At 53.7% G+C, this 23,137-nt stretch carries 23 protein-coding genes and 1 pseudogene; 11 read left to right on the top strand and 13 right to left on the bottom strand.

The window, feature by feature from the left end; all coding sequences use genetic code 11:
* Window positions 1-30 precede the first annotated feature (30 nt).
* The 3 genes from NM686_RS09210 to NM686_RS09200 are packed head-to-tail and all read left to right on the top strand — an operon-like array spanning window position 31 to window position 2,149.
* A complete protein-coding gene (locus NM686_RS09210; RefSeq protein WP_255187586.1) occupies window positions 31-924 on the top strand; it encodes a dienelactone hydrolase family protein in 894 nt (297 codons plus the stop codon).
* A gap of 16 nt (window positions 925-940) precedes the next feature.
* Window positions 941-1,657 carry a cytochrome b/b6 domain-containing protein gene (locus NM686_RS09205; protein ID WP_255187585.1) on the top strand — a complete coding sequence of 239 codons (717 nt, stop codon included), beginning with the start codon at window positions 941-943 and terminating at the stop codon, window positions 1,655-1,657.
* 30 nt (window positions 1,658-1,687) lie between these two features.
* A complete protein-coding gene (locus tag NM686_RS09200; protein WP_255187584.1) occupies window positions 1,688-2,149 on the top strand; it encodes a c-type cytochrome in 462 nt (153 codons plus the stop codon).
* 162 nt (window positions 2,150-2,311) lie between these two features.
* On the opposite strand, the gene NM686_RS09195 is transcribed toward NM686_RS09200, so the two are convergent.
* The gene (locus NM686_RS09195; protein WP_269022755.1) at window positions 2,312-3,475 is read right to left on the bottom strand and encodes a sigma-54 interaction domain-containing protein; all 1,164 of its coding nucleotides are present in this window, start codon (window positions 3,473-3,475) and stop codon (window positions 2,312-2,314) included.
* 430 nt (window positions 3,476-3,905) lie between these two features.
* Here NM686_RS09195 and cysK (NM686_RS09190) point away from each other — a divergent pair, with 430 nt between their 5' ends.
* The 4 genes from cysK (NM686_RS09190) to NM686_RS09175 all read left to right on the top strand — a co-directional run bounded on the left by cysK (NM686_RS09190) (window position 3,906) and on the right by NM686_RS09175 (window position 8,557).
* Entirely contained in the window at window positions 3,906-4,883 is a 978-nt protein-coding gene (cysK, locus tag NM686_RS09190; RefSeq protein ID WP_255187583.1) for a cysteine synthase A, read from the top strand.
* Window positions 4,880-5,803: a serine O-acetyltransferase EpsC gene (gene epsC / locus NM686_RS09185; RefSeq protein WP_255187582.1), complete on the top strand. Its 924-nt coding sequence runs from the start codon at window positions 4,880-4,882 to the stop codon at window positions 5,801-5,803. Before cysK (NM686_RS09190) ends, epsC begins: the two co-directional genes overlap by 4 nt.
* Window positions 5,804-5,865: 62 nt before the next feature.
* Window positions 5,866-6,783: a family 2A encapsulin nanocompartment shell protein gene (locus NM686_RS09180; RefSeq protein ID WP_255187581.1), complete on the top strand. Its 918-nt coding sequence runs from the start codon at window positions 5,866-5,868 to the stop codon at window positions 6,781-6,783.
* Window positions 6,770-8,557, top strand: a complete 1,788-nt coding sequence (locus NM686_RS09175) for a family 2A encapsulin nanocompartment cargo protein cysteine desulfurase (RefSeq protein ID WP_255187580.1) — start codon at window positions 6,770-6,772, stop codon at window positions 8,555-8,557. Before NM686_RS09180 ends, NM686_RS09175 begins: the two co-directional genes overlap by 14 nt.
* Window positions 8,558-8,615: 58 nt before the next feature.
* On the opposite strand, the gene NM686_RS09170 is transcribed toward NM686_RS09175, so the two are convergent.
* Window positions 8,616-9,515: an EAL domain-containing protein gene (locus NM686_RS09170; RefSeq protein ID WP_255187579.1), complete on the bottom strand. Its 900-nt coding sequence runs from the start codon at window positions 9,513-9,515 to the stop codon at window positions 8,616-8,618.
* Window positions 9,516-9,813: 298 nt separating this feature from the next.
* Between NM686_RS09170 and NM686_RS09165 the strand changes: the two genes are divergently transcribed.
* Window positions 9,814-10,065, top strand: a complete 252-nt coding sequence (locus NM686_RS09165) for an ISAzo13-like element transposase-related protein (RefSeq protein WP_255188587.1) — start codon at window positions 9,814-9,816, stop codon at window positions 10,063-10,065.
* 16 nt (window positions 10,066-10,081) lie between these two features.
* On the opposite strand, the pseudogene NM686_RS09160 reads toward NM686_RS09165, so the two are convergent.
* Window positions 10,082-10,491: pseudogene (locus NM686_RS09160) on the bottom strand (IS5 family transposase); the annotation flags it as partial.
* A gap of 90 nt (window positions 10,492-10,581) precedes the next feature.
* On the opposite strand from NM686_RS09160, the gene NM686_RS09155 reads away from it, so the two are divergent.
* A complete protein-coding gene (locus tag NM686_RS09155) occupies window positions 10,582-10,899 on the top strand; it encodes a hypothetical protein (RefSeq protein ID WP_269022751.1) in 318 nt (105 codons plus the stop codon).
* A 91-nt stretch (window positions 10,900-10,990) separates the two neighbouring features.
* Here NM686_RS09155 and NM686_RS09150 read toward each other — a convergent pair whose 3' ends face one another.
* The 8 genes from NM686_RS09150 to rpoE all read right to left on the bottom strand — a co-directional run bounded on the left by NM686_RS09150 (window position 10,991) and on the right by rpoE (window position 18,497).
* Complete coding sequence (locus NM686_RS09150) at window positions 10,991-11,728, bottom strand: DUF4136 domain-containing protein (protein WP_255187577.1); 738 nt, start codon at window positions 11,726-11,728, stop codon at window positions 10,991-10,993.
* Entirely contained in the window at window positions 11,721-12,788 is a 1,068-nt protein-coding gene (locus NM686_RS09145) for a hypothetical protein (protein WP_255187576.1), read from the bottom strand. The genes NM686_RS09150 and NM686_RS09145 overlap by 8 nt, the downstream gene beginning before the upstream one ends.
* Complete coding sequence (locus NM686_RS09140) at window positions 12,781-14,034, bottom strand: BAR domain-containing protein (protein ID WP_255187575.1); 1,254 nt, start codon at window positions 14,032-14,034, stop codon at window positions 12,781-12,783. Before NM686_RS09140 ends, NM686_RS09145 begins: the two co-directional genes overlap by 8 nt.
* Before the next feature lie 34 nt (window positions 14,035-14,068).
* Window positions 14,069-14,974: a cysteine synthase A gene (gene cysK / locus NM686_RS09135; protein WP_255187574.1), complete on the bottom strand. Its 906-nt coding sequence runs from the start codon at window positions 14,972-14,974 to the stop codon at window positions 14,069-14,071.
* A 12-nt stretch (window positions 14,975-14,986) separates the two neighbouring features.
* Window positions 14,987-16,390, bottom strand: coding sequence for a DegQ family serine endoprotease (locus NM686_RS09130; protein ID WP_255187573.1), 1,404 nt, complete (start codon window positions 16,388-16,390; stop codon window positions 14,987-14,989).
* A gap of 41 nt (window positions 16,391-16,431) precedes the next feature.
* Window positions 16,432-17,319 (bottom strand): MucB/RseB C-terminal domain-containing protein, encoded by an 888-nt coding sequence (locus NM686_RS09125; protein WP_255187572.1) that lies wholly within the window; start codon window positions 17,317-17,319, stop codon window positions 16,432-16,434.
* 72 nt (window positions 17,320-17,391) lie between these two features.
* Complete coding sequence (locus NM686_RS09120) at window positions 17,392-17,895, bottom strand: RseA family anti-sigma factor (protein WP_255187571.1); 504 nt, start codon at window positions 17,893-17,895, stop codon at window positions 17,392-17,394.
* An 11-nt stretch (window positions 17,896-17,906) separates the two neighbouring features.
* Window positions 17,907-18,497, bottom strand: coding sequence for an RNA polymerase sigma factor RpoE (rpoE, locus tag NM686_RS09115; protein WP_255187570.1), 591 nt, complete (start codon window positions 18,495-18,497; stop codon window positions 17,907-17,909).
* Between the two features lie 138 nt (window positions 18,498-18,635).
* On the opposite strand from rpoE, the gene nadB reads away from it, so the two are divergent.
* Window positions 18,636-20,261, top strand: a complete 1,626-nt coding sequence (gene nadB / locus NM686_RS09110; RefSeq protein ID WP_255187569.1) for an L-aspartate oxidase — start codon at window positions 18,636-18,638, stop codon at window positions 20,259-20,261.
* Between the two features lie 43 nt (window positions 20,262-20,304).
* Window positions 20,305-21,099: a polyphosphate--glucose phosphotransferase gene (gene ppgK / locus NM686_RS09105; RefSeq protein WP_255187568.1), complete on the top strand. Its 795-nt coding sequence runs from the start codon at window positions 20,305-20,307 to the stop codon at window positions 21,097-21,099.
* A gap of 4 nt (window positions 21,100-21,103) precedes the next feature.
* Here ppgK and waaC read toward each other — a convergent pair whose 3' ends face one another.
* Both waaC and waaF read right to left on the bottom strand, forming a co-directional pair.
* Entirely contained in the window at window positions 21,104-22,111 is a 1,008-nt protein-coding gene (gene waaC, locus NM686_RS09100) for a lipopolysaccharide heptosyltransferase I (RefSeq protein WP_255187567.1), read from the bottom strand.
* 6 nt (window positions 22,112-22,117) lie between these two features.
* The gene (gene waaF / locus NM686_RS09095; RefSeq protein WP_255187566.1) at window positions 22,118-23,131 is read right to left on the bottom strand and encodes a lipopolysaccharide heptosyltransferase II; all 1,014 of its coding nucleotides are present in this window, start codon (window positions 23,129-23,131) and stop codon (window positions 22,118-22,120) included.
* Window positions 23,132-23,137: the final 6 nt, after the last annotated feature.

Genomic DNA, 23,137 nt, shown 5'->3' with positions numbered 1-23,137 from the left:
CCTTTCTTTCATTTCGCTGGAGTTTGATCAATGATACGCAAGACCTCACGGGATTTTCATCCCGAGGCTCTCAAATTATTCGACCAGTACGTGCACGGCGACATTTCGCGCCGGGATTTTTTGCATAGCGTACCCAAATACGCCCTTTTGGGTTTGTCGGCCGAAGCCTTGCTGGAAGCCTTGAATCCACGCTTCGCCGAGGCACAGCAAATCGCCGGTAACGATCCTCGCATCGTGGCGACTTATCGCGAGCATCCCTCACCGCAAGGCAACGGCAGGCTGAGAGGATATCTGGTCAAACCCGCCAATGCCCACGGCAAGTTGCCGACCGTGCTGGTGATACACGAAAACCGCGGCCTGAATCCGCACATCGAGGACATCACCCGCCGCTTGGCACTGGCCGGCTTCATCGCCTTCGCTCCCGATGCGTTGTTCACGCTGGGCGGTTATCCGGGGGATGAAGACAAGGCGCGGGAACTGTTCAAAAATCTGGACAAAAACAAAACCCAGAACGATTTCCTGGCCGCCGCCCGGATTTTGAAACACCTGCCGGAAGGCAACGGCAAAGTCGGCGCCGTGGGTTTTTGTTACGGCGGCGGTATCGTCAACTGGCTGGCGACGCGCCTGCCTGATCTGGCCGCGGCCGTCCCCTTCTACGGTGCTCAGCCGCAGGCGGAAGACGTCGGGAAAATCAAGGCACCGCTGTTGTTGCACTATGCCGGCACAGACGAGCGCATCAACGCCGGCTGGCCCGCCTATGAAGCGGCGCTGCAAAAGACGGGCGCCAATTACGAAGCTCATATCTATCCCGGCGTGCAACACGGTTTCAACAACGATACGACACCCCGTTTCGACGCGGCGACCGCCAAATTGGCCTGGGATAGAACGATTGCCTTTTTCAACATCTATTTACGCGACGGTTAAAACGCGAGGAGGAACTATGACAACAGAAGTACGGGTATGGGATTGGCCTTTACGGCTGTTTCACTGGTTGTTGGTGATCGGCGTGACCGGCGCCTATCTGACCGGCCGCGAAGGCGGCGCCTGGACCGAATGGCACGCCCGCTTTGGCAGCCTGGTGCTGGGCTTGCTGGTTTTTAGACTGGCATGGGGACTTTGGGGGCCGACGCCTGCTCGTTTCGTCAACTTCATGCCGACACCCGGCCGTATTCTGGCTTATTTGAAAGGCGACTGGCATGGCCTGGGCCATAACCCGCTCGGCGCCATCGCGGTATTTGCGTTGCTGGCGGTTCTGGCGACCCTGGTCGGTACGGGTTTGTTCGCTAACGACGATATCGGTTTCGAAGGCCCGCTTTATGTCTTGGTAGACAAAGCGTTCAGCGACAAGCTCAGCGGTTGGCATGTTGCCAGCATCAACTTATTGCTCGTCTTGATGGCTTTGCACATCACCGCGATAGCCTTCCATCAGACCGTCAAGAAGCACGATCTGGTGCAAGCGATGCTGACCGGCAAGAAGCGGGTCGCCAAGCCGCTGGCGCCCAGCGACCATCCGCAACCCGTCGGTGCCGCGCGCCTGGCGATCAGTGTAACGCTGGCCGCGACCCTGGTCTGGAGCGTTTGGGGCGGCGAACCACTGAAATATATGGCGCAACTGGTCGGGGTACAACTCGCCCATGCCGGTAGCCAATTCGAATAACGTTTTTTTTACTGAAGAAGGAACAAGAGGATGAAAACTAAATTGACCGTTACGTTGGGTTTGGGCTTGGTGGCCGCAGCCGCATGGGCAGGGCCTGTAGAAGACCAGATCCGCTCCCGTCAATCAGCCTACGGCTTTCTAGGCTGGAACACCGCAAAAATCAAAGCGCAGGCCGTCGATCACCCCGAAACCTTCGACAAGGATCAGGTCATCGCCGCGGCCAACGCCGTGGCGGCGGTCGCCAACTCGGGGCTACTGGGCTTGTATGGTCCGGGCACCGATCAAGGTACGGGCTGGAAACCCACCCGGTTGAAATCCGAATACTTCGAAAAACCAGCCGACGTCAAGGAAATCGATGACAGCTTCATCAAGGAAGCCAACGAATTGCAAAAAATCGCAGCCAGCGGCGATGTCGGGGCTATCAAGGAACAATTCGGCAAGGTCAGTAAAACCTGCAAGAGCTGCCACGATTTGGTGCGTATCAGAGAATGAGGTGTCGGTAGAACGGCTATCTTGATAATCCACGGCCATGGGTAGTGGATTATCCTAAAAAACCGCAGTCAGTCCACGAAAAGCACGAAAGACACGAATATTGGAAACTTTTCGTGATTTTCGTGCATTTCGTGGACGAAATGATTTTTCCAATTTGAAGTCTCAAAGCCCTATTCGATCGGGCGACGCGGAAATCGTTGATTCGCGTAAGACAAGCTTAGTGGCCGGCTTTCGATCCGAGCGCTTTGCCAACAGGCCATAGGTTCCAAGCTTATGCCTTAGCACGTTGCGGCTGATATCCAGAAGCAAGGCCGTTTGTACCTGATTGGATTCGCAATAGGCGTAAGCCGAGCGTATGACCGTTTCTTCTATCAATTCGAACAAATTGGGTGGTGCTTGTTCGAGCAACCGCTGCAAGGCCGTTTCCAAGGTTGCGGTGGAAATGGCCTGAACGGGCTCGGCTATTCTGACGCCGGACAACTTAAAATCCTCAGGGCGCAGGGTTTCGCCAGGGCAGATCAATAAGGCTCGATGTATTGCATTTTCCAATTCACGGATATTACCGGGCCAATCATAATTCAATAACACGGTTTCAGCTTCTGGCGAGAGTTTGACGTTTCCATACCCCAAACGCTCGGCATAAATTTTCAAAAAATGCCGGGCTAACGGTAATATGTCGCCGGGCCGCTCACGCAACGGTGCTAGTTTCAACGTCGCTACATTGAAGCGGTAATACAAATCGGCTCTGAAATGCTGCGCGGCCACCGCATCTTCCAGATTGACGTTGGTCGCGGCGATGATGCGCACATCGATGGGTACCGGCCGCCGCGCGCCCACCTTGACCACCTCCCGTTCCTGCAGAACCCGCAACAACTTGGCCTGCAATCCCAATGGCAAATCTCCGACCTCGTCCAGAAACAAACTCCCTTGATGGGCCGTCTCGAACCAACCCTTCTTGGTTTCCAACGCGCCGGTAAAGGCCCCTTTCTCGTGCCCAAACAATTCGCTTTCGATCAAGTTTTCACTGAGCGCCGCGCAGTTCAACGCGCCGAAGGTTTGCGATCGTCGCTGGCTGAGCGCATGGATGTGTCGAGCGACCAACTCCTTGCCGGTTCCGGTTTCGCCGATGATCAGCACGGTGGCATCGCTAGGCGCAATGCGTTCGATTTGTTCGAGCAGTCGACGCGAAACCGGATCCTCGAAAACTAGAGCCGTGGCTCTGATAGAACGAGTGAGCGTGCGGGAGCTTATCTCATCGAATGCCAGTATCGGCGATCGTTGCTCTCCAGTTTCAGCATCTCTTAGCGAGTCGTATATAGTATCCATGGTTCACCTGCTTGATTAAAATCGTGTATCGTCCCAACCAAAGTCCGGCCCGTTTCCTGCACTCAATAGCACGCCCCGAAACACCGACACGGCTAGCGTCAGCGTAACGAGCAAAAAGGTGCGCGAATGATCGCGCAATGAAAGGTCGTGAGCGTTATTCCGAATTCCGGTTGTCGATTAGCCCTATACAGCGTAATCTCAACCAGTCATTCAATAAAACGTTAATTTTCGATTTTGTTATCTATTTTTGCGATAAAGACAACCTTCCATTTCCCGGCCAGCTCGATTAACAATCCATGCTTGACACGGTTGCATATTTCTAAGAGACTTTAAGCAACGATCAGTTGCTGACCGGAAAACCGGAAGCCAGAGCGCCTTGTAAGAGGCCTCTGGCTTTTTTTTGGCCCAAAGAAAATCAAGGACATGACGAATGCAACATTGGTACCCGGATAATTCTCAATCCATCGGCAACACGCCTCTGGTGCGATTGAACCGCATTACCGAAGGCGCGCGAGCCACGGTGCTGGCTAAAATCGAAGGCCGTAACCCGGCCTATTCAGTCAAATGCCGGATCGGCGCGGCAATGATCAATGATGCTGAACGCAATGGCCGGCTAGGCCCTGGCAAGGAATTGATAGAGCCTACCAGCGGCAACACCGGCATTGCGCTGGCTTTCGTCGCGGCGGCGCGCGGCATCCCGCTGACACTGACCATGCCCGACACCATGAGCATCGAGCGCCGCAAGGTATTGGCCGCCTATGGCGCCAAGCTGGTATTGACCGAAGGCGCCAAAGGCATGAAAGGCGCCATCACCAAGGCCGAGGAAATCGCAGCGTCCGATCCTGAGCGTTACGTATTGCTGCAGCAGTTCAAAAATCCGGCCAATCCGCAAATTCACGAACAGACCACAGGCCCTGAAATATGGAAGGATACCGATGGCGCCATAGACATTCTGGTGGCCGGCGTCGGCACCGGAGGCACCATCACCGGCGTGTCGCGCTACATCAAACTGACGCAAATGAAACCGATTGTCTCGATCGCGGTGGAACCGGAAGCCAGTCCGGTGTTGAGCCAATTCCGCTCGGGTCTGCAGTTGCAACCCGGCCCGCACAAGATTCAAGGCATAGGTGCCGGTTTCGTGCCGGATGTACTGGATTTGTCCATGGTGGATGCGGTGGAAACCGTCAGCAATGAGCAAGCCATAGAGCACGCTCGTCGATTGGCCTGCCAGGAAGGCATTTTGGCCGGCATTTCCTGCGGGGCGGCAGTCGCCGTTGCGGTCAAGGTCGCCCAGCGTCCGGAAAATGAGGGCAAGACCATCGTCGTGGTATTGCCCGATTCCGGCGAACGCTATTTGAGTTCGGTCTTGTTCGAGGGCTTGTTCGACGCAACCGGTGTGGTGAAATGAGAGATTGCAGCCAATCCTGGGGCGTCGCGCAATTGGTTGCCGAGCTTCGCACCATCCGCTTGCAATCGCTGGAAAACCGGCAACGCCGTGATCATCCGCCCAAACTGCCTTCCCGCAAGGTATTGAGCCAAATCGTCGATCAACTCGGCGCGGCGCTGTTTCCCAATCGCTTGGGCATGCCGGAACTGAACGACGAAGGCATCGATTATTTCGTCGGCCACACGCTAGACAGCTTATTGAAACGCCTGCAACAACAAATCGCCCTGGAATTGCAATTCGTCGCCGAGCAACGGGGCTCGACAGCCGATGTGCAAGTCCAATCAAGGCAAATCACTTGTGAGTTCGCGGGGCTTCTGCCTGGCATACGCCAAACATTGGATACCGACATTCAGGCCGCCTACGAAGGCGATCCGGCCGCGCTCAGCCCGGATGAAGTCTTGGTATGTTACCCGGGCATTTGGGCCGTGATTCATCACCGCGTCGCGCACGCGCTTCACACATTGGGCGCGCCACTGGTGGCACGGGTCATCGCCGAACTGGCGCATTCCGCTACCGGCATCGACATTCACCCCGGCGCCCAGATCGGCGAAAGTTTTTTCATCGACCACGGCACCGGCGTGGTCATCGGTGAAACCGCCATCATCGGCAATAGAGTCCGGCTGTATCAAGCCGTGACCTTGGGCGCCAAGCGCTTTGCCAAGGACGAAAACGGCGCGTTGATAAAAGGCAACCTGCGTCACCCCATCGTCGAGGACGACGTCGTGATCTACGCCGGCGCGACGATCTTGGGCCGCATCACCATCGGCCGGGGTTCGGTGATTGGAGGCAACGTCTGGCTAACCCATAGCGTGCCGCCGGGCAGCCATATCAGCCAAGGTCTAACCCGCAACGACCTGTTTGCCGAAGGCGGCGGCATTTAACACGAGCATTTTCGCTCACACCACGAGCCCACTCGTAACTAAACCATAAACAAGGAGACACCATGACTGACATCCATCAAGCCCATACCGCGTTAGGCGACGTCGCCGCGCGTACATTATCGAACGCTACCAAAACCGTGCCCATGATGGGCACCATCACCCCGCGCTGGCTGGTACATCTATTGCCTTGGGTGCCGGTCGAAGCGGGTATTTACCGCGTCAACCGGGTCAAGAGCGAAACCAGCATCGCAGTCGATTGTTCCAGCCTGGACGAAAAAGTGTTGCCGCAGACCTTCGTCGATTACGAAGAATGGGGCCGGGAATACCGTTTGAATGCGGTCAACACCGTGCTGGACGTCCATACCCGCGTCGCCGATTTGTACAGCAGTCCGCACAACCAAATCCACGAACAGTTGCGTTTGACCATAGAAACCGTCAAAGAGCGCCAGGAGAGCGAATTGATCAACAATGCGGAATACGGTTTGTTGAACAACGTCGCGCCTTCGCAAAAAGTGCAAACCCGTAAAGGCTCACCGACCCCGGACGATCTGGATGAACTGATTGCCAGAGTCTGGAAGGAACCCGCCTTCTTCTTGGCGCATCCGCGTGCGATTGCAGCGTTCGGCCGCGAAGCCACCCGCCGCGGCACACCGCCACCGACCGTATCGTTGTTCGGTTCGCAGTTCCTGACCTGGCGAGGGCTACCGTTGATCCCAACCGACAAACTGAAAATCACCAATGGCAAAACCAATATCCTGCTGCTGCGGACCGGCGAGAGCCGTCAGGGTGTCGTGGGCTTGTATCAACCGAATCTGACCGACGAACTGAGCATGGGCTTGTCGGTACGCTTCATGGGCATCAACCACAAAGCCATCGCCTCTTATCTGGTGTCTTTGTATTGCTCGTTGGCGGTATTAACCGAAGATGCGATAGGCGTTTTGGAAAACGTCGAAGTGGAAAACTACTATGACTACACCTAACAACGATTTGTCGGGGCTGGTACAGCAGGCACTGACGGGCGGCAGTGTGCCGGCGGGCTTGCCCGACCCGGCCGAGCTGGCTCGATTGGCCAATCAGTATTTTCAGACGTTGCCGAACGACACAGACACTATCGATGACACACCCGCTTCCGCGGCGTCTTCGTTACCTTTGCATGCTGTGCCGGCTGGCTTCGATAGTCGTCCCGGCATAGACGAGCGCGCATTGGCCGGACTGTCCCAGCCCAATTACGGCGTGCCGGAGGATATCATCGATAGCGTGCCACCTTCGGCAGCTTCATCGACCCCGGTCAGTGCGGTGCCGACCGGATTCGATAGACTGCCCGGCATCGACCGAAATGCGCTATCGGCGTTGGCCTCGCGCAGCTTCGCTTTACCCGGCGAAGCGGAATTGAAGCAGGCGCTTGCCACCGTGCCCAATAGCCTGAGTGGTCCTGCGCCTGGCATTGGTGGCTCCGCGTTCTATTTTCTGCAAGATTTGCCAGCCCTGACTAAAAATCCGCAGTTGGCTGCATTGAGTTCGGCGTATCCAGCGTTTGACGTACATGCGGTACGCCGGGATTTTCCAATCCTGCAAGAACGCGTCAACGGTTATCCGTTGGCCTGGCTGGACAATGCGGCCACCACGCAAAAGCCTCAAGTGGTGATCGATCGGATTTCCGAGTTCTACCAGCACGAAAACTCCAACATTCACCGCGCCGCACACGAATTGGCCGCCCGTGCCACCGATGCGTATGAAGGCGCGCGCGACATCGTAGCCCGTTTTCTGAATGCCTCCTCAGCCGACGAAGTGGTGTTCGTGCGCGGTTCTACCGAGGCGATCAATCTGGTTGCCAAAAGCTGGGGCAAGCAATACATCGGCGCGGGCGATGAAATCATCGTCAGTTGGCTGGAGCATCACGCCAACATCGTGCCATGGCAGCAATTGTGCGCGGAAACTGGCGCGGTGCTGAAAGTCATTCCGGTCGACGACGACGGGCAAATCATCTTGTCTGAATATCAAAAGCTGTTGACGAGTCGCACCAAACTGGTGTCGTTCACGCAGGTATCCAATGCATTGGGCACGATCACGCCGGCACACGAAATCATCGAACTGGCGCACAGGGCCGGCGCCAAAGTGCTGTTGGACGCCGCGCAATCGGTATCGCATATCAAGGTTGACGTCCAAGCCTTGGACTGCGACTGGTTGGTGTTTTCAGGACACAAAATCTTCGGCCCGACCGGTATCGGCGTGCTGTATGGCAAATCCGAGATATTGGAAGCCACCCAACCCTGGCAGGGCGGCGGCAACATGATAGAAGACGTGACTTTCGAAAAAACCATCTACCAACCCGCTCCCGCCAGATTCGAGGCCGGTACCGGCAATATCGCCGATGCGGTGGGATTAGGTGCGGCGTTGGAGTATCTAACCAGGATCGGCATAGAAAACGTCGCCCGTTACGAACATGAACTCTTGGAATACGGCATGCATGTGTTGCGGTCTATTCCAGGTCTGCGTTTGATTGGCACGGCAGCGGATAAAACCAGCGTATTGTCGTTCGTATTAGCGGGCTTCAACACGCAGGAAGTCGGCAAGGCCTTGAATGAAGCCGGCATCGCGGTACGCGCCGGCCACCATTGCGCCCAACCCATCTTACGCCGTTTTAGTTTGGAGGCTACGGTACGCCCTTCCCTGGCTTTTTATAACACGTTTGAGGAAGTCGACCGTTTGGCCGCTGTGGTCAAGCAGTTGCAATGCAGCCGTAAGGTGTTTTGATGCATAAATCGGCTGGCAGGTCTAGCAGCAACATGCGACTAGACCTGCCTGCTGTACCTCATCGCGCAGCGGCCCTGCCGATTTTCATTTGTGCAACAACACCGTTGACCGCTTGCCGCTGCGACGGATCGGTAGCCATCTTCTCGACATGCCGCCCTTGCGCCAATTCGAATCCAGCCAGTCTTACCCAGTCGGCCGTATGTTGATCGTCGACATCGATCAGGATACTTCGACCATGCACCGTATCGACCAGACGTTTGATTTTCTGCAGGTTTTCCAATGCCCGCTCATTGCGCTGATGATCGCCCAGCGTAGCGGATAGCTTGACGAAATCCGGCCCAGCCCTTGAAATCAAGGTCATCATCGCTTTGTCGTCAGCCCCATACGCCATGATACGGACAGCCAGACGATAACCGCGCTTCTGGTAATTTTGCAGGCCTTTAAGTAACAGCGGATAAAAGTGGAGATATTCCCGCCCAAGCGGCAAGGTAATCACGACACGCTCCGTTTGCAGGCCGCATTTGATGATCACCTCTTCGAAATAGGCGCCGTGGTCGGCCTTGACTCCCAGCACATGGCGTGGGTCGACTTCGAGAAACAACAATTCGTCCAAGTGGGTCTTGGGCAAGTAATTGAGCATATGTACCGTGCGCGACAAACGATCGAAATTGATAATCGAGTCGCTTGAGTGCTCCGGCTCAACGTCTGTAACGGCAGCCTCAATCTTGCGCTGTTGCTCGGCATGATTCAGGCACGAATCGACACAGAGCTGGGCGGAATAGCCAATAATCCGCCCTGCCGTATTCATGTCGCGGATGGGTAATAAACGACTTCCAATTTGGATGGAACCGAAAAAGCCCTTTACCTCACCCTCTTGCAATATAAAAGGCCTGAAACGGCTATTGTGCTGTTGTTCCAGACGATCATTGAAATATTCAACCAATTGTTGGAGTGGCATGACATGGCTCCCTTAAACTATCGATGACTCGGTAAAACTAAAAAAATGGCGGGATCAAAGATCCCGTCGAACAACGTCCCTGTCGGTAAGCAGGAGACTCACTGATTCCTTGCGAACAAACATCACATAGAAAACCTGACACGGACCTAATATTACCGACTTGTCACACTCGAATAAAACGATATATTTAGATTTTTATATGCCATATTCGCATATACAGATAATCACCAACGAAATTCTGCTAGGATTACCCGCCTTATCACAGCAAATATCTCGATGCCCTTTAGGGTAGAATCCGATCGAGCGTTTTTGGGCGGGGCTGGAGAAATCCTGGAATGGCTATTGGTTGGATTCTCAAGAGACGGTTTTGAAGCGCGCGGGGATTTTTATCTGGAAAGGACAGCAGGCCGTGGTCTCGATGATGGCCGGTGTCTATGAAAAAGGCATTAAATTAGCGGCCGATCAGGTGCGCGAACTTAAGGAGAGACTGCAACGCTCAACGGCCTTGAAATGGTGGGATATTACCATCGCACCGGAAAAGGTATTTTGAAAACGGCATCATCCCTAAGTATTCTGACCGGCATACCCTGCGCATCCACGGCCAGATGTATCTTACTATTGAGCCCCTTTTGTGAGACCCATGTCCTGGTTGCCGCCTTTTGCACCCGCCGCATGCGGATGAACCTTGATGTGACTGGCATCGATCATCAGCCATTCAAAATCAGGTTCAGTCACCGGTTGTTCCAGTAGCGATTCCCAAATGCCTTTATCTCGCCAGCGGCAAAAGCGGCGATGAGTGTTTTTCCAATCACCATAATCGGGCGGCAAGTCGCGCCATGGCGCGCCGGTCCGTAAAATCCAGAAAACACCATTGATAAACAAGCGGTTATCACGCACCTTTGCGCCCTGGCAAGTGGGGTTCCAATAATTGCACAGAAGGATTACTGAATGTTACCCAAGGCACTTTTCTTGGCAACCTTTGAAATTGTAAGATGACGTTTACGGGTTAATAAGACCCATGGCTCCATATTCTCGTTTCTTACAGCTTTTTATGAGGGCATCAGCAATGAAGGCGGAATCCTCCCGTCGCTCCCACGAACGGCGACAACATGAAAGGAGAGTCAATTGCCACCCATTCAATTCAACGGAGTGGCTGGCCGTAATCCTGGAAGAATATGCCTTGTGGCCAAAATACGACCGCAGGATCAGTGACAGGCGCGACGGCGACCGCCGCCACATGGATCGTCGCGAAAAAAAACGTAACGGCGGCTCATTGGTTCGACGGGCTCACCTGTACGCCAACAAAACTCGAGCCAACCAAGTTTTGAACGATGATGAAAAGGCGATGATCCTGACCTTGTTCAGGGACGAAGATTCCGCTTGATGCAACGGGATTGCATGACGGAATTGCCGTTCCCATGCCTGAGGCTTCATAAATCGGGAGGCATGTCAGGCCCGTGAGCGACACCGGCTTGTCACTTGGGCGGCGGCTCGGCTTTAGGCAAAACGACGGGCGATATTCCGCCTGGGTAAGCAAACATCAAGTCTTTCAGCACCGGATCGAATTCATCGACGACCACGCTGACCATATGCTGAGTATTGGTCCCAAGATAGGGCTGCATCGCCGCGACCATGTAAGGCAGCGTCAAACGCAGGTCATTGCTCCGCCCCTGGCTTTGCACGTTGATTCGCCAAAGCTGCTTTGGCGCCTGCTGCTGCAAATACGCCGCCATGTCATAGGCTTCCAGATTCAAATAGCGCTTGTAAACCATATAACTTTCGATACGCTGCGTGTAGTAATAACCAGACATACCCGAATAGAAGCGGTAGCGGCGATAATAGGGATAAAATCCCATGTCGTACCATACCGGCACGTCGTAGGAATATTGATGACTTTGTGGCTCGCCGACACCATAATTCAAAAATAACACCACATCGCCATCCTGCAGGTTATCGACCTTTACGAAACCGCGCTTGATCAGCGCCTTTTCGACGTAGGTTTTGAATTCGATGAACTGCAAATCCTGTTCCCGAATATCTTTGTTGCCCGGCAATATCGCAAAACGGCGCTTCGTCAGCGCATCTACGGTCGCCAATGCGTCCACGTCGGAACGGACCTGCATCGTTTGAGGTGACGTGGCGCAGGCTGTCAGCATGAACGACACAACCATACCAAGCGTCAAAATTTTGATTCGACTGATCGTTTTATTCATCACGCTCCTCCTCGTCGCGTTGCCCGGAATCCGTATGCTCCGCCCGCTGCCGATGCATTTGTGCCACTTGTCGGCGCTGAATTTCCGCCAGCAATTGTTTCTCCTCCACTTCCGCCTGATGCACCAATCGCTCCGCCAGTTGCTCGATTTCCAGCAAGCGTTGTCTGGCTTCCAGGCGTTGTTGGGTTTCCAATTCGATTTCCAGGCGTATCGCTTGCAGTTCCTGCTCATGTCTGACCTGCTCCGCATGCAGGCGTTTTTCAACCTCGCGTCGCTGGGCAATTTGTTGTTCCTTGTCCAATAGCAATCGAATCTGCGCCTCGGCTTCTTGCAATTGAATTTGCCGCTGCATTTCGGCCAGTTGTTTCAGATGTTCCAATTCTTGTTGCTTGCCCTGTAAGGTCTGCTGCTCGTCTAGCCGTTGTTGCCGCAAACGCTCTTGATGTTGCCGTTCCTGGGTTTCGTAGGTTTTCTTCAACACATGCAGATATACACTATCGCGACCCAACTGCACATCGGGAAACTCCGCAAACGTCACGCTTATCTGACAGATGGCCTCGGCCTGGATGTACTGCTGCGTCAATGTTTCACATACCGAAATCGCAATGCGCTTTTCGTGAATGGACAATCCGTTTTGCACCCAAAGTCCATCCGCCAAGTTACTGAGCTCCTGATTGATCTTATCTTCGATCACCGCGGCGTACAGATTTTGAATATGCCGATTGATATTTTCCAGCATTTCCGCATTTCGCCGCACATATTCCAAGGTTGCCTGAAAACGCAAATCCAGGGTTATATAGATCGTGCAAAAATCATCGAACAGCTTGAACTGGCGGCGGTAAGGCCAGGTTTCGATGCTTAATGGATGAATCCGATGATAAAAACGCTTGGTGAATTTTGCCGGCCGTAAAAACAAGCGTTTCAAAGGCCCAAGTTTGAATTCGACCAATTGCCTATCGGCATCGAAGCCGGCAACCCATTGCTCGGGTAGCGAACTGGTTTCGGCAAAAATATCTTCGCCAGTTAGCCAGGCATCGAGTTCGGAGTTTGATTCAGTCATGTCCGGCACTGGCATTCGCCACGGCTTTGGCTTTTAAAGCCGAGATTTTGTCCGACATCTTTTCGGCGATCAACGGATAAAGATTGGGAGCGAACTCCACCGTCCTGGCGTCGACTTTCCGTAAAAATCCCCGGCTCAATAATAATCCGACCACGAACATGCGCGACCAATCCGAATAACGGCGGGCTTTTTCCAACTCGGATTTTTCGATGATCATTTCCAGCTCATCGTTCTGATTGATGCGAAACTCGCTGAACTGGCGCAAGCATTCGAAAACCAGCTCTTCCTCCTGCGCGGTCAATGGACCCGGCGCGGTGAATTCCAGGCGATAGGATAACAGGACCGTAAAAAAATCCACCATCGCGGCACACACGAAGGCAAACCAGGAAAACCCCTGCCACATGGCAAAGGACGGTTTGACGTCCTCGCTGAATTGCTTGTAACTCATCAACATCGGCGCGTCCGGCAAGGTCAGGCCACCGCTGCTGGACACTTGATTGACGATCAACTGGATGTCCTGATAATGCTTCAACAGCGCGTAATAGGCGGTTTCCTGGTTCTTGGCCACATCCAACTCGCCAAGACTCGCTTGTAGCAAACGGATCTTATTATCCAACTCCAGAAACGCCTGCTCTTGCGCCTGAAAAGTCTGCTTTTTTTCCTGATAGATTTGATTGTAGTGGCGCCAGAATGGCCCCTCCCCGACCTGGTTTTTATAACCTTCGGCAATCTGTTCGTGTGTGCCGAAATAAGCCTGGGAAACATCGCGCGAGGCCTTGTCGAGCTCCTGCTGATGTTTTTGCATCAATTGGTTTTTGTGGGTCAACACCGTATCCAGATAAACCTTGATATCCTGCCTTATTTGCTGTATTCGATTGATATGCAAAGTCTCTCGCTCGGATATTTCGTAAAACTTGAAATACGAAAACGTCACCGAGGCCGCTATCGCCACACACAAGGATGCCACGACCGAGAAATAACGCATGCGATTGGCGGCCCAATGAATCCCGGCCATTTCCAACGAACAAATGACGATGATCGATTGAATGGCGATGGTAATGACCAACGCGATCCATGGGGTAATGAAGTGGGATAAACCGTAATAAGTAGTAAAACCGGATGAGACACTCAGCATCAACACGATAGGAATCGTCCATATCCGCAGCATGCTGACGAACAGGGTTTGAATGCGATTGATTAGGTAGCCCAAACCGGCAGGGCGCGTCTTTAGTCTCGAATCAGTCATTATCAACAAACATTGGATCGATGAAGGCGCCAGATTAACCCATACTCAAGTAACGCTCGCCCGTATCGTGAATGATGCTTACCACCGTTTTACCGGCACCGAGCCGCTCGGCGACACGCAAAGCCCCACAAACGCTGGCGCCCGACGAAATTCCGGCCATGATGCCTTCCTCTTGAATCAGACGCTTACGCATCGCAAAGGCGTCTTCGGTTGAAACCTGTTCCACGCCATCCAGCAAATCCAGCTCGAGATTTTTGGGTATGAAGCCGGCACCTATGCCTTGAATCTTATGTGGACTGTGCGTACCACCAGAAATCAGCGGCGACTCGACAGGTTCGACGGCAATGGCTTCGAATCGTGGTTTGCGGCTCTTGATCACGTCGGCGACACCGGAGATGGTGCCGCCCGTGCCGACACCGCAGACGAAGGCATCGATATTGCCGTCGGTAGCGGACCAAATCTCTTGAGCCGTGGTCTGGCGATGAATTTCCGGATTGGCTGGATTTTCGAACTGCTGTGGCATGAAAGCGCCGGTTTCGGCGGCGATGGCCTCGGCTTTGCCGATGGCGCCCTTCATCGCTTCGGCGCCAGGCGTCAGCACGATCTCGGCGCCGTATAAGGCCAAAAGCTGGCGTCTTTCCACCGACATGGTTTCCGGCATCACCAGAATGCAACGATAACCACGAGCGGCGGCTATCATCGCCAGGGCGATGCCGGTGTTGCCGGAGGTGGGTTCGACAATGGTACCGCCCGGTTTTAGCGTACCGTTTTTTTCGGCGGCTTGAATCATCGCTTGCCCGATCCGATCCTTGACCGAACCGCCGGGGTTGCGCGACTCCAATTTCACCAGTACGGTCGCCGCATGCGCCGGGACTATGCGTTGCAATTTGACTAACGGCGTATTACCAATCAACTGAATGATGTTGCTGACGTTAGCCATGACGACCACCTTTTATTTTTCGATTTTGAATGCCAAGAATACCGGGCTGCCGTTGCGTTGAATCAACATTGCAATGGATTTATCGGTCGGCAATTTCGCCACGATTTTATTGAACTCAGCCACATCGCGAATCGGCGTATTTTGCACGCGCAAAATCACGTCGCCCGGCTGCATGCCGGCATCCAACGCAATGCCTTTGCCGACTTTTTGCACTAAAACCCCGTTTTTCTCGACTTGCAATTGTTGCCGTTGCTCTTCGGTCAAATCGGCAACCGCCAGGCCGAGGCGATTCACGGTGGTTTCCGGCATGTTACCACTGGCCGGAGTGATTTGTGCCGCTTGCGCTGGTAATAAACCGACCTTGACGGTCAATTCTTCCCGATCGCCCTGCCGGATCACTTTCAATTTGGCGGTTTCATCAACCGGTGTCATGCCGACGATGGGCGGCAATTCACCCGATGTTTCGATAACCCGGCCGTCGAATTCGACGATGATATCACCGATCTGCACACCCGCTTTTTCGGCGGGGCCGCCTGGAATCACCTTAGCGACCAAGGCGCCATGCGGTCTATCCATGCCGAAAGATTCGGCCAGTTGTCGCGTCACATCCTGTATCTGCACACCCAGCCAGCCCCTTGAAACCTTGCCTTTGCTCTTGATTTGCTCGGCCACATTCATCGCCACATCGATGGGAATGGCAAAGGACAAGCCCATGTAACCGCCGGAACGGCTATAGATTTGCGAGTTGATGCCAACCACCTTGCCTTGCATGTTGAACAAAGGACCACCGGAATTACCGGGGTTGATCGCCACGTCGGTTTGGATGAACGGCACGTAATTGCCGTCCGGCAAGCTGCGGCCCTTGGCGCTGACGATACCGGCCGTGACCGATTGTTCGAAACCGAACGGCGTTCCTATGGCCAAAACCCATTCGCCGACTTGCAATTGATCGGGCGAGCCGATTTCGACCACCGGCAATTCATTGGCATCCACTTTCAATAAAGCCACGTCGGTGCTTTCATCAGAGCCGATCAATTTTGCCAGCAATTCGCGCCGATCCTTGAGCTTGACGACGATTTCGGTGGCATTATTCACCACGTGATGATTGGTCAAGATATAACCGTCCTTGGAAATCACGAAGCCTGAACCCAGGGAATTGGTTTCTCTAGGCACGAAACCGCGGCCGGGGCCTTGAAAGAAATGGCGAAAGAATTCTTCCAATTCCGGCGGCACGTCTTGCGGCATCGGCTGCTGATCCGAATCCATCTGCATATCGGGCGCTTTTTGCGTGGTACTGATATTGACCACGGCATCGCCATTGTTTTTCACCATCTGGGTAAAATCCGGCAATTGCGCGTAAGCCGCGAAGGTAAAAAATACAAATAAGCAAGCGCTATTTATAAGTTTTTTAAACATGCATTCTCCATTGACTATTGCATTGTTAAAAAATAAATCGGTCAATTGTCGCGCAACGCAACACCGCGCGCGACAAATTCCACGGTTTCGGCGGGCACCTCGCCCAATACGGTCACTTGTAGTTTGCCGATAACGCGGCTGAAGGAATTGACGGGACCCAACGTGCGCAATCCTTCGATCGTTTTTTCGCCCTTTTCTTCGAAATACACCGACACATTGGAAAAACCGTCACTGATCAACAAATGCTCGACGGTTTTTTTGGATTGCTGCATGGTATTGCGGATAAAGAATACTTTTTCAAATCCAGCCGGCCAGTTTTTCAACTCGAAAGCCGAATTCTCAAACACCTCGACTTGAGCGACATGCTGGTGGGTATCGTGTTCGTCTTGAACTGGCGCTTGTTCGGGGTCGGAAGGCGGATTTGCAGGATCCACGTCCAATTCGGTGAACAAAACCTGTTCGAGGACATTGCCCTCCTGTCCGTAGACTTCCACCTTCAATGGGAGCCAGGAGGCCTTATCCACCCAAATCTTGCGCGCGTAACGCAAGCCATCCTTGGGTAATACGGCAACGATTTGCGCGGGACGCATTGCTATCATTTCCTGGCCGGCAACGGCGAGCAGGTATTGTTCATCGAGCCTAGCCGGCGCCGCCGGCAAGTTGACGATAAAGGAACGATCAATGGGGTGGCGGGTTTCCGTTTTTTGACTAGTTTCCTTGTATAAACAGCTTATTTCGTTGGATTTTCTCGTAATCTCGCGTAAAGGCGAATTCAAGGAGGTTAACCGCTCGCTCTCGACCCCGTTCCTAACCGTGTGTTGATACTTCATGGTATCGATCTGGCCGCTTTTCATGAACACCACGGTGCCCTGATAATTCAAGCTCTTCATCGCATCGCCGACTTTTTCCAGCCATTGCGCGCCAGTCAAGGACTGCCCTTCATCGGCAAAAGCACATGAGACAAAAAGCAAAAAAACTATAAAAAATCGCATTAACTCAGATTATTTTTGTTGATAGCTGGCCACTCGAGTATAAGACTGCACGCCATCGTTGTTGTCGACGTACCAGACATTGTCATGCGCCTGCAGATATTCCTTGAAGCGCGCATTCATCTGTTCCGCCTCCGCCGAGCGTTGCGCAATCGTATTTACGTCAACATTAGGCGCCGCTGATCGCTGAACTTGGGCAGCCGACAGCCAAACCACCGCCAGAACGACTGATGCGGCCACAGCCAGACCGTTTTTTTTGACAAGATCACTGCCTTTTTTCCGAGGTAAAAAGTAAGCCGGTTCCGTTTCCAATTGTCGATGTATATTGCCGACAAGATCAGCACGGGCCACCGCGCATTGTTCGCTCTTCAATGCCTGACTGATCAAGGAATAGCGCCGGAGTTTGGCCTGTAATGCAGGGTCCGCCCGAGTCGCTTTCAACAAGGAAAGCGCTTGAGCGCCATCCAACTGATCATCCAGCAATAACGAGAGTTTTTCGTTGAGTTGTTCTTGCATGGTAACTACCTTTAACCTAGCAATGGGTTTAATTTTTCATCGATAGCCTCGCGGGCTCGAAAAATCCGGGAGCGAACGGTGCCAATCGGGCAATCCATGGCCTCGGCAATTTCTTCGTAGCTCATGCCTTCGAATTCCCTTAACGTGATGGCTATTCGCATTTCTTCCGGCAATTTCTCTATCGCCTGCCTGATGACATGGATGATTTGATCATTCATCAATTGATCCTCAGGGGTTTCGATGTCCTTTAACTGCGGCGCATTCTCGATTTGCTCCGCGTCCTGCATCTCGACTTCGTAGTCGGTATGCCGTCTTGAACGCGACAACAAATAATTTTTCGCGGTATTGATCGCAATTCGATACAGCCAGGTATAAAAGGCACTCTCGCCGCGAAAATCACCCAAGGCCTTGTAGGCCTTGATGAAAGTATCTTGCGCCACATCCTGCGCTTCACTGGGATCTTTAACGTAACGGTTCACCAGATGTACGATCTTGTGTTGGTATTTGATGACGAGAAGATCAAATGCCGACTTGTCGCCGAGCTGGACTCTCCGCACCACGTCCTGATCCAAATCTTCTGAGTGCCTGGTTGCTTCGTTCACTGGGCTATTTCGATGATGAGATGGACAGAATTAAACCTCATAAGTTCTGGCAATACAAAAAAAATTACCACGCCTTGAAAACACGCTATGATCTTGGAAAAATCGTAACAAAACCTTCATTTTCGCACGTAAACGACTTTGACGACGCATTCTAACCTTCAATATGACATCCTGATCGCGGGAAGCGGCGGGGCCGGACTGAGCTTGGCCTTGCATCTGGCTGACAGCTGTCGAGTAGCGGTGCTTTCCAAATTTGCTTTTACCGAATGCAGCACCTATTACGCCCAAGGCGGTATTTCGGCGGTTTATGACGATCAGCACGATTCGATTGAGTCACACATCGAAGACACCCTGATTGCAGGGGCTGGCCTGTGCGACCCTGAAATCGTAAAGCTGACAGTCTCGATGGGTCGAAGCAGCATTGAGTGGCTGCGCAGTCAAGGCGTTCATTTTACCGAAGAACGCACCCCCAATGGTACCAAACAACTGCATCTTAACCGTGAAGGTGGTCATTCTCACCGCCGGATCGTGCACACCGACGACGCCACCGGCAAGGCCGTATCGCTGTCGTTGATCGAACGCGCGCAAGCCCACTCCAACATCACCTTGCTGGAATATCACAATGTGGTGGAGTTGATCACCGCCGAAAAGCTCGGTCAATCGCCGCAACGCATAGTGGGAGCCTACGTTCTGGATAGCAAGGCCGGCCAAATCAAGACCATCGCCGCCAAGATCGTCGTGCTGGCCACCGGCGGGGCCAACAAGGTTTATCTGTATTCGACCAACCCGCACATATCCAGCGGCGATGGCATCGCGCTGGCCTGGCGTGCCGGCTGCCGGGTCGCCAACATGGAATTCATGCAATTCCATCCGACCTGTTTATACCATCCTTCGGCCCGCTCATTCCTGATTAGCGAAGCCGTGCGCGGCGAAGGCGGACAATTGATTCTACCGGATGGCGAACGATTCATGCGCCGCTATGACGACCGCATGGAACTGGCGCCGCGCGACATCGTCGCCCGCGCCATCGACAGCGAAATCAAGAAACATGGTATTGATTGCGTCTATCTGGACATCAGCCATAAATCGCGCGAGTTCATCCAGAAACATTTTCCAACGATATACATGCAATGCCTGGATCTGGATATCGACATCAGTCAGCAGCCGATTCCAGTCGTGCCTGCCGCGCATTACACCTGCGGCGGCGTGTTGACCGACCGCAACGCGCGCACCGATATTCCGGGTTTGTATGCCGTCGGCGAAGTGGCCTGCACAGGTTTGCACGGCGCCAACCGCATGGCCAGCAACTCCCTATTGGAATGCCTGGTTTTTGCCGAACAAGCCAATCAAGACATTCGCCGTCAATTCGACAATATCCCAGAACCACCGCCACTGCCCGCATGGGACGAATCGCAAGTCAGCGACTCCGACGAAGAAGTGGTGATCGCGCATAACTGGGACGAACTGCGCCGTTTCATGTGGGACTATGTCGGCATCGTCCGCACCAATAAACGCCTGGAACGGGCCATGAACAGATTGGTATTGCTGAAAGAGGAAATCGCCGAATACTACGGCCAATTTCGAGTCACCAGCGATTTATTAGAATTACGCAATCTGGTCATCGTCGCCGAACTGATCATCCGCTGCGCGCAAGCACGCAAGGAAAGCCGCGGCTTGCACTATACCAAGGACTACCCGCATCTGGATGACGGCCGTCCGCCGCAAAACACGGTATTGATTCCAGACAAACCGGCGAAAAAATAACGTTTCCTCAAACACCTCCATTCACTCAAGCACAGGAAGTTATATGCGGATTCTCGGCGTAGATATAGGCGGTTCCGGCATCAAGGGCGCCATAGTCGATACCCTGACCGGTGAACTGGTCAGCGAGCGGCACCGGATCGAAACCCCGCAACCGGCCACGCCCGATGCGGTAGCTGCCGTGCTCGCCCAACTGGTCGCGCACTTCAACTGGACCGGCTTGGTGGGCTGCGGTTTTCCGGCCGCGATTCAGCATGGCGTGGTCCGTACGGCAGCCAACATCGATGCCTCCTTTATCGGTACCAACATCGATCGCCTGTTTTCAGCGGCCACGAAATGCCCTTGTTACAACCTGAATGACGCCGATGCCGCCGGCTTGGCGGAAATCAAGTTCGGCGAAGGCGCGGGACAAACCGGTGTGGTCTTGTTGATCACCATAGGCACGGGCCTGGGCACCGTGCTATTCAGCGACGGCAAACTCATCCCCAACACCGAGTTGGGGCATATTTATTTGGCGAACGGAAAAGAAGCCGAACGCTACGCCTCGGATGCCGTGCGTAAAAACGAGGACTTGAACTGGAAACGCTGGGGCAACCGCTTCAACAATTATTTGACGACGATGGAAAAACTGTTCTGGCCCGATCTCATCCTGCTGGGCGGCGGGGCCAGTAAAAAATTCGACAAATTCAAGGATCAGCTGACGGTGGAGGCTCCAGTCAAACCGGCGGCTTTTTTGAATCAGGCCGGCATCGTCGGCGCTGCCCTACACGCCGAAACTCAATATGGTCTCCCTGCCTACAGCGACAGCAAGCCCGAACAAGAGGCATTTGCCCCGCTTTAACAAGCTACAGCCTCTTCCCGGACGACAGTAACGCATTTGCCAGGTCGATCACGTCGCGCGCTGGAATTTCCGCGATGGAAAAATCGTTTTTATCCAGTTTGAACGGATTGACCCGAGACGGCGATTTCAGCGCTTTGTTGATGTCTGTCTGGTAAATCCGACTGACCGGCGTGGGCCCAAACAACGTAATAGACGGCCGATTCAAGCCCCAGGCCATGTGCGTGGGTCCGGTATCGTTGCCTATCACCAGGTCAACCCGGGCGAGCAAGGCCTTGAGATCATTCAGCGTCAGACGAGGCAGCACTTTGGCCTCGCTTCTATCGGCAATCCATTCGGCGGTTTCTCGCTCTTGCTCGTTGCCCCAACAAATCAACGCATTGGCGTCCAAGCCTTGCACCACCTGCAAATAGTTTTCCTTGGGGTAATTACGGCTAGGCCAGGTCGAGCCGATGACGAACAACACCTGAATGTCCGCGTTCGGCCAGTAATCGTGCAAAGATCGTTCGAACGGCTTGTAAAACAAAAACGGCTGTTTGGCCAAAATTTGCTCATGGCTGACTGAAATGCCTAATGGCTGCGTCAACACCGCGACATTACGGTCTATCGTATTGCTATCGTAAGGACAAGAAACGGTTTGGCCATAAAACCAGCTTGCAGCCTTTTCCCTGATCGAAAACCTATCGAAACCGGCGCAATGCCGTGACAGCATGCGCGCCACCACGGCGGATTTGATCAAGCCCTGGGCGTCGATCACCAGATCATAAGCATGAGCGGCATACGCCCTGATCTTGGCCATTTCTTGAAAAATGCCCGTTTTGCTAGACTTCAATCCCTTCAAATCGACCGTCAGGATGCGCCTAATATCGGGATTATCCGCCAACACCTCGGCAAAGCGCTCTTCGACGATCCAGTCGATCTCTATGTCAGGTCGCGCCGTCTTGATGAATTGCAAGGCCACCATCGCATGCACGATGTCGCCCAAGGCCGACAATTTGACGATGGCAATTCTCATCGGCCCTCAGCCATCCAATAAGGCCAGTACCTTATCCGGTGTGATGTCCACCAAGCAGCGGGTATGCCCCAAGGGACAATCGCGCTTGAAACAAGGCGAACATTCGAGATTCAAGGTAATGATTTCGGCCGAGTGATGTAACGGCGGTGTAAAGCCCGGGTCCGAAGAACCATAAATTGCAATGACTTTTTTATCCAGCGCCGCGGCGACATGCATCAAGCCGGAATCGTTGCTGACCACCGTATCGACCAAGGACAACAAATCGACCGCTTCGGCCAAAGAAGTCTGTCCGGCAAAATTACGACAGATATGGCCGGACAAGGCATCGATTTCTTCGGCAACGTCTTTGTCCTTCTCCGAGCCGAACAGCCAGACCCGCCAACCCTGTGCATGCATATGTTTGGCGACTTCGGCGAAATGCGCGGCGGGCCAGCGCTTGGCCGGGCCATATTCTGCGCCAGGACACAGCGCGAGGATCTTACCTTGGGTATCGAGGGCAAATTTCTCGCCCACCTGGTGCTGCAAGGCGGGATCGATCTTCAACTTAGGAAACGCATAAGTCGGCGGTTGCGACGCATCGGCGGGTAAACCCAGTGCCACGAAGCGCTGTACCGTCATCGTCAGCTTGTTTTTATCCAGCTTGCGGGCATCATTCAGCAAGCCCCAACGCATTTCACCGATCCATCCCGTCCGTCGTGGAATTTGAGCAAAGAACGGAATCAACGCGGATTTCCAGGAATTGGGCAATAAAATGGCCTGGTCATAGGCATTGGCCCGCAGACCAAGACCGATATGCCTGCGGCCGAAAAAAGCGAACTGGCCGCGCGCTATCGTTAACGGAATCGCCTGGTTGACTTCCGGCATGCGCTGCAACAACGGCAAGGACCAGGCCGGCGCAATCACATCGATCAGGCAGCCGGCATGCCGTTGTTTGAGAGTAATGAATAGGCTTTGCGCCATCACCATATCGCCGACCCAGGACGGGCCGACGATAAGAATTTTATACGGTTGCTCCGGCACGTCGAA

Origin of the sequence: Methylomonas rapida, assembly GCF_024360925.2 — a bacterium.
GTDB lineage: Bacteria > Pseudomonadota > Gammaproteobacteria > Methylococcales > Methylomonadaceae > Methylomonas > Methylomonas rapida.
Note: the sequence above shows the minus strand (reverse complement) of the source record. Positions and strands in the feature narration are given on the sequence as shown.